Source organism: Roseibium sp. RKSG952 (assembly GCF_009711355.1).
Genome location: NZ_SMMF01000216.1, coordinates 1 through 382, shown reverse-complemented (window position 1 = coordinate 382; position 382 = coordinate 1). Strand labels below are relative to the sequence as shown.

The 382-nt window shown below is 59.4% G+C and carries 1 protein-coding gene; it reads right to left on the bottom strand.

The annotated features are described in order from the left end of the window. Nucleotides 1-24 precede the first annotated feature (24 nt). Nucleotides 25-382, bottom strand: a 358-nt coding sequence (locus E1297_RS00535) for a transposase (protein ID WP_155132611.1), incomplete at its 5' end; no start/stop codon positions are given.

Here is a 382-nt window from a genome sequence, read left to right as displayed (position 1 = left end):
TTCCGCGGAAAGCGAACTTTTAGATCATGCCGACCTGTAGGTTTCCCCTTTCGCCAGAACAGCCCAGGCAATCCGGGCCGTCTTGTTGGCAAGTGCCACGCTCACCAACCGTGAGGGTTTGCGCTCCAGCAAGTGACGCACCCATTCCCCGGTGCGCGTTTGCGCCCGGATCGCGTGCCTGAGCACCGCTGTGGCTCCGACAACAAGAAGCCTACGCAAATAAGCGTCCCACATCTTGGTAATACGTCCAAGCCGTTCTTTGCCGCCTGATGCGTTTTGTCGTGGAACCAGACCCAACCAGGCAGAGAACTGGCGCGCGGATTTAAACAGGCCTGGATCAGCAACCGTCGCGGCCAGGGCCGTTGCCGTCAACACGCCAATG